1 pseudogene (cut by both window edges) is annotated in these 323 nt (G+C 44.6%); it reads right to left on the bottom strand.

Going from position 1 to position 323, the window contains the following annotated elements:
- Window positions 1-323 (bottom strand): annotated as a pseudogene (locus A2048_02240) (hypothetical protein) (it extends past both window edges: 626 nt to the left, 1007 nt to the right).

The raw sequence follows: 323 nt of genomic DNA, 5'->3' as shown, positions 1-323 counted from the left end.
ACGCGGCAATCACGGGTTTCCAGAAGGCCATTTCTTCGATGGAGGAAACAGCGGCTACTAATTTCTCAACCTTTCCCACTTGTTTTACAGCTTCATTCGCATCTGAATTTTGAAAAGCGACAGGCAAATTAAAATTGCGGGCACTCTTCAAATCTTTTTCGCTCACAACTTCAATGCCTTCAACAGGAGTATCTTCTCCTATTTTTTTTGTTTGGTAAGTTTCCCATTGGATTTCGCTTAAGTCAGAAAATGAATTCCAAACACGAATGGCGTTTTGCGCCCCGTAGGCCATGGGGCCGACGTTGAATGCGTGACTGTAGCGG

It is taken from the genome of Deltaproteobacteria bacterium GWA2_45_12 (assembly GCA_001797365.1).
In the GTDB taxonomy this organism is placed as follows: Bacteria; UBA10199; UBA10199; order UBA10199; family UBA10199; genus UBA10199.
Note: the sequence above shows the minus strand (reverse complement) of the source record. Positions and strands in the feature narration are given on the sequence as shown.